Origin of the sequence: Massilia horti, from assembly GCF_004614195.1 — a bacterium.
Lineage (GTDB): Bacteria > Pseudomonadota > Gammaproteobacteria > Burkholderiales > Burkholderiaceae_D > Telluria > Telluria horti.
This window is the reverse complement of sequence record NZ_SPUM01000137.1, coordinates 45,577-51,655: the sequence shown is the minus strand read 5'-3', so window position 1 is coordinate 51,655 and position 6,079 is coordinate 45,577. Positions and strand designations below refer to the sequence as shown.

At 62.3% G+C, this 6,079-nt stretch carries 4 protein-coding genes and 1 tRNA gene; 4 read left to right on the top strand and 1 reads right to left on the bottom strand.

Annotated elements, in window-relative coordinates; translation table 11 throughout:
- Positions 1-103 precede the first annotated feature (103 nt).
- Entirely contained in the window at positions 104-739 is a 636-nt protein-coding gene (locus tag E4O92_RS21230) for a DUF4136 domain-containing protein (RefSeq protein WP_135191658.1), read from the bottom strand.
- Between the two features lie 185 nt (positions 740-924).
- Here E4O92_RS21230 and pepN point away from each other — a divergent pair, with 185 nt between their 5' ends.
- From pepN to E4O92_RS21210, 4 genes are all read left to right on the top strand, one after another.
- Complete coding sequence (pepN, locus tag E4O92_RS21225) at positions 925-3,570, top strand: aminopeptidase N (RefSeq protein ID WP_135191657.1); 2,646 nt, start codon at positions 925-927, stop codon at positions 3,568-3,570.
- Between the two features lie 200 nt (positions 3,571-3,770).
- The gene (locus E4O92_RS21220) at positions 3,771-4,772 is read left to right on the top strand and encodes a class 1 fructose-bisphosphatase (protein WP_135191656.1); all 1,002 of its coding nucleotides are present in this window, start codon (positions 3,771-3,773) and stop codon (positions 4,770-4,772) included.
- Between the two features lie 76 nt (positions 4,773-4,848).
- A tRNA-Thr gene (locus E4O92_RS21215) sits at positions 4,849-4,924 on the top strand.
- A gap of 410 nt (positions 4,925-5,334) precedes the next feature.
- Entirely contained in the window at positions 5,335-5,985 is a 651-nt protein-coding gene (locus tag E4O92_RS21210; protein ID WP_135191655.1) for a hypothetical protein, read from the top strand.
- The last annotated feature ends 94 nt before the right edge of the window (positions 5,986-6,079 follow it).

Here is a 6,079-nt window from a genome sequence, read left to right as displayed (position 1 = left end):
GTGCGCACAGGTGCGCACCCTACGCCGCCCTGCGAGCTTCACGTATAAAAAAACCGGCATGGCAGCGCACAGCCATCCCGGTTTTGTATCCCGGCTGCTTAATTCAGCCGTTCTTTTCTTCCAACGTCACCACCCGGGCCACGCCATTGGGCCCCGGAAAGTCCACGAACGCGCTCTGCACCAGCGCCGGCATCACCTTGGGTGTCGCGAACTCGCGGCTATCGTTGCGCACGGTTACGTCGAACAGGCGCTTGCCGTCTTTTGCCGAACGGATGCCAACTTTCAGTTCGCGATGGTAGTTGTGATGCGTAATGACTTGGTACGACGGGAACGGGTCCCAGAACGGATCATAGAACCCGGTGCCAATGAACCGGGTCCGCCCGCGGTACATGTAGGTGTAGGGGCTGTAGAACATATACCTGTAGAGCATCGGATTGCTCTGATGTACTACCCGAACCGGCACATCGGTGGTGGTAAAGCGCATCGACACCAGCAGCGCCGGCTTGTTCACGCCTGAATCATGAAAGCCCAGCTTGGCCAGTTGCGCCCGCACCAATTCCTGGTAGCTGCGCATTTCCAGCGTGTCGTCGGCCGCCGGCGGCGCCTCGAAGGCATAACTCTTGTCGTCCAGCTGGGCGGGCCATTGCTGGAAGGTGGTCACGTCGCTGCGTATCGTGCTCGCGCAGCCGGTCAGCAGCAGGGTCAGCGTTACTCCGGCGGCGGTAAACAGGCGTTTCATAATTCTCTCCATTTGTTCTTGCGGCCTTTCTCACTTCATAGGATACCTTATCGTTCAATTTTCGCAGATTAATTTACAGACAGTTACTGTCCCCACAGTCCGATACAAGAAATGGAACGGAACCGCCCGAACTCATGTTGGTAAAATAGGCGGACTTCACCCACTGTATAGAGCGGACACTTTCCATGCGCACTGACACGCCCCAGACCATTTACCGGAAGGACTACACGCCGCCGAGCTACCTGGTGGACACCGTGGAACTCGGCTTCGACCTCGACCCTGCCCGCACCATCGTGGCCAACCGGCTGACGATGCGGCGCAACCCCGCCAGCGCTCAGCGCGAAATCGAGCTGTATGGCGAGGAACTTGAACTGGTGGCGCTGCGACTGAACGGCAAAACCCTCGGCAAGCGCGACTACCGCATCGAGGGCAACCTGCTGCGCATTGCGCACGCGCCGGAAGAGGTCACGCTCGAGATCGAAACGCTGTGCGCGCCGGAAAAGAACACGGCGCTCTCCGGCCTGTACGTCTCCAATGGCAACTTCATTACCCAGTGCGAGGCCGAAGGCTTTCGCCGCATCACCTATTTCCCGGACCGTCCGGACGTGATGGCCAGGTACACCGTGATGCTGCGCGCCGACAAGGAACGGTTCCCGGTGCTGCTGTCGAACGGTAACCTGGTCGAAGAGGGCGAGCTCGGCGACGGCCGCCATTACGCCAAGTGGGAAGACCCGTTCCCCAAGCCGTCCTACCTGTTCGCGCTGGTCGCCGCCAAGCTGGTCTGCCAGGAAGAAAAGTTCCAGCTGGCCGACGGCCGCGAGGCGCTGCTCCAGGTGTGGGTGGAAGAGGGCAACCTCGACAAGACCGACCATGCGATGCAGTCGCTCAAGCGCAGTATCCGCTGGGACGAAGAGCGTTACGGTCTCGAGCTCGACCTGGACCGCTTCATGATCGTCGCCACCGGCGACTTCAACATGGGCGCGATGGAAAACAAGGGCTTGAACATCTTCAACACCAAGTACGTGCTGGCCAACCCGCGCGTGGCCACCGATGTCGACTTCCAGGGCATCGAGGCGGTGGTCGGCCACGAATACTTCCACAACTGGACCGGCAACCGCGTGACCTGCCGCGACTGGTTCCAGCTGTCGCTCAAGGAAGGCCTGACCGTATTCCGCGACCAGGAATTTTCGGGCGACATGATCGGAACAAGCAGCGGCCGCGCGGTCAACCGCATCGACCAGGTCCGCACGCTGCGCCAGGTGCAGTTCCCGGAAGACGCCGGCCCGATGGCGCATCCGGTACGTCCCGACTCCTTCGTCGAGATCAACAACTTCTACACCGTCACTGTCTATGAGAAGGGCGCCGAGGTCGTGCGCATGTACCAGACCCTGCTCGGCCGCGAAGGCTTCCGCAAGGGCATGGACCTGTACTTCGAACGGCATGACGGCCAGGCCGTCGAATGCGACGACTTCCGCTCGGCCATGGCCGACGCCAATGGCCGCAACCTGGACCAGTTCGAACGCTGGTACAGCCAGTCCGGCACGCCGGTGGTGCAGGCCGAAGGACGCTACGACGAATCGGCCAGGACCTACACGCTCAAGCTTTCGCAATCGTGCCCGCCGACCCCCGGCCAGCCGGACAAGCTCCCGTTCCACATCCCGGTCGCTGTGGGCCTGCTCGGAGCAAGCGGCCGCGACCTGCCGCTCACCATCGACGGCAAGGAACTGGGCACCACCGCGGTGCTGGAGCTGACGGAAAGCGAACAGAACTTTGTCTTTAGCGGGGTGGCCGAATCGCCGACGCCTTCGCTGCTGCGTGACTTTTCGGCGCCGGTGGTGCTCAAGTACGGCTACAGCGATGCCGAACTGCTGCACCTGTTCAGCCATGACAGCGACCCGGTCAACCGCTGGGAAGCCGGCCAGCGCCTGTCGATGGAGCGCCTGCTCAAGCTGACCGAGGTGGCCGCTGCCGGCGGCGAGCTTAGCCTGGACGACACCTTTGTCGAGGCGATGCGCAAGATCCTGACCGACGACACGCTCGACCCGGCGTTCCGCGAACAGGCGCTGCTGCTGCCGTCGGAAAGCATGATCGCGGACCAGATGGACGTGGTGCAGCCGCTGCCGATCCACACGGCGCGCCAATTCATGCGGGCCGAGATCGGCGCGCGCTTGCACAACGAACTGCTGGCCACGTACCGCTCGCAACAGACTCCCGGCGAATACAGCGCGGACGCCGAATCGATCGGCCGCCGCGCGCTCAAGAACCTGGCGCTGGCCTATCTTGGCGCGACGCCGGCCGAGCAAGCGCTCGCGCTCGCACAAGAGCAGTTCTCGAATGCGACCAACATGACCGACCGCGTCGCCGCGCTTGGCGCCCTGATCCACGCCAACGCCCCAGCGGCGCCGGACGCGCTGAACCGCTTCTACGACGAGTTCGAAGACGAAGCGCTGGTGATCGACAAATGGTTCGCGATGCAGGCCACCGCCGCGACCACAGACGTGGCCAAGGTGCGCAAACTGATGAAGCATCCGGCGTTCAACATGCGCAACCCGAACCGCGTGCGCAGCCTCATCTCGTCGTTCTGCGCCGCGAACCCGGTACAGTTCCACGCCGCGGACGGCAGCGGCTACGCGTTCTGGGCCGAGCAGGTAATTGCGCTGGACGCGCTCAATCCGCAAATTGCGAGCCGCCTGTCGCGCGCGATGGACCGCTGGCGCCGCTACACGCCCGAGCTGCAGGCGTACATGAAGCAGGCGCTGGAAAAAGTGGCTGGCCAAACCAAGCTCTCCAACGACGTGCGCGAAGTCGTCAGCAAAGCCCTGTCCAACTAGGCCCGTGACGCTTCCCGTGCCCTGTCCAACTTGGCCCGCGACGCATCCCGTGCCCTGTCCAACCAGGCCCGTGACGCTTCCCGTAGGGTGGGCACTCCGTGCCCACGCGGATTGAACACACCGCTGGCGCCGCCGCTGCAGCGCCCGCTCCCCGCGCACGCCTTGCCCGAAACCGAATCCCCACAAACCAAAGGACCCAAATGAAACGCGTCAGTCTCACGCAACACCTGGTTGAGGAACAGCGCCTCAACAACGCCATCACAGCCGAACTGCGCCTGCTGATCGAAGTTGTGGCTCGCGCCTGCAAGACCATCAGCCACTCGGTGGGCAAGGGCGCCCTGGGCGGCATCCTGGGCAGCGCCGACACCGAAAACATCCAGGGCGAAGTCCAGAAAAAGCTCGACGTGATCTCGAACGAGATCCTGCTGGAAGCGAACGAATGGGGCGGCCACCTGGCTGCCATGGCATCGGAAGAAATGGAAACCATCCACCCGATCCCGAACCGCTACCCAATGGGCGAATACCTGCTGATGTTCGACCCGCTGGACGGCTCCTCGAACATCGACGTGAACGTCTCGATCGGCACCATCTTCTCGGTACTCAAGGCGCCCGAAGGCATGGGCGCGCCAACCGAGCAGGCCTTCCTGCAGCCGGGCGCGCAGCAGGTGGCGGCCGGCTACGCCGTGTACGGCCCGCAGACCATGCTGGTCCTCACCACCGGCCATGGCGTGAACTGCTTCACGCTGGACCGCGAGATGGGCTCGTGGGTGCTGACCCAGCGCGACATGCGCATTCCGGAGCAGACGAAGGAATTCGCGATCAACATGTCGAACCAGCGCCACTGGTATCCGCCGGTGCAGCGCTACATCGACGAACTGCTGGCCGGTAAAACCGGACCGCGCGGCAAGGACTTCAACATGCGCTGGATCGCCTCGATGGTGGCGGACGTGCACCGCATCCTGAACCGCGGCGGCGTCTTCATGTACCCGGCCGACGCGCGCGACCCGTCCAAACCCGGCAAGCTGCGCCTGATGTACGAAGCGAACCCGATGGCGATGATCGTCGAACAGGCCGGCGGCGCCGCGACCGACGGCCGCCAGCGCATCCTCGACATCACCCCGACCTCGCTGCACCAGCGCGTGCCGGTCTTCCTCGGCTCGAAGAGCGAGGTCGAGCAGGTGACCGGCTACCACGTGGAGTAAGCCGGCCGGGCCTTGCCGGTGACTCAACTTCGGGACTAGCAAGTTTCCTAATTCGTCTGCTACAATTGCGTTCTATGCCGGTGTAGCTCAGTTGGTAGAGCAGCGCATTCGTAATGCGAAGGTCGTAGGTTCGACTCCTATCTCCGGCACCAGAACATCACAACCCGCGTTCTCGCAAGAGGCGCGGGTTTTGTGTTTTCAGCCCCTTCGCTGTCCGAGCCGTAACAGTGCTCTGTTAGCCAGCGCACAGTGCATCCCAGCTATTCGTTATATTTTTATCCATCGAGACGCGAATCCATGATCCGCGTCCGACCAGGCGCCGGAAGGCGGGCGCGCAACACTGCGAACGGCGGGGATGGTCTCCTATCTGTGGAACTTTTGACCTGAATTGGTGTCGCGAAGATCAGTGAATTGACCCAAGGCAGCACTCTTAAAAACCATTGATGTAGAACAGCCCATTTTCGCGCCTTCGTTTTGTTTGCAGCGAAATCAGGCAAGAATGTGGTGATGGTCAGTTATCGGTCTACTCCGCGTTGGTCTACATTTTTACGAGGGATACATCATGGATAATCAGAAGTCGAACGAGGGAAGCGCACGCAATTTGGGACAGGGCTTGGGCACCAGCATGGGCAAGGACCAGACCGCAGGCAACCAGGGCAAGGACCAGATGGCGGGCGGCAGCAAGGGAGGTACCAGCTCGACCGGCGGCGTGAGCAATGCCTCGACCAGCTCGATGGGTTCCAGCGGCGCGGGTAGCAGCGGCAGCATGGGCAACAGCACCGTCGGATCGAGCGGAACCGGCACCATGAGCGGGACCGCCGCCACCACCCATAGCGGTGTCAGCATGGGCGGCAGCCGCATGTCGCAGGATTCCAGCCAAAGGTCGCAGGAATCCAGCCAAAGCGGGATCGCTTCGGTAGTCAATCCGGAGCAGATGCACCGGACGATCGACAAGGCGGCACAAGCCGCGCAGCCAATGGTCGACCGCCTGGCCAGCAGTGCCCATGCGGGCGTGGACAAGATGACCGACATGATCAACGGCGCCAGCCAGGGCCTCGGCCAGCGCCAGCAGCAGCTTTCCGACGCCGCCACTCAGTGGATGGCATCGACCAGGGAATATGTCCGCCAGAAGCCGGCCACCGCGCTGGTGATCGCGCTTAGCGCAGGCTACGTGCTGGCTAAACTCCTGGGCGGGAACCGCCGCGAGTATTGATTGCTTTTCGGTCTCAAGATTGTGAACGCGAACACTGATGGCGTAACAGTTACTTTTCTCTGAACAAGTACTGACGATTGCTTGTTTCGACGTC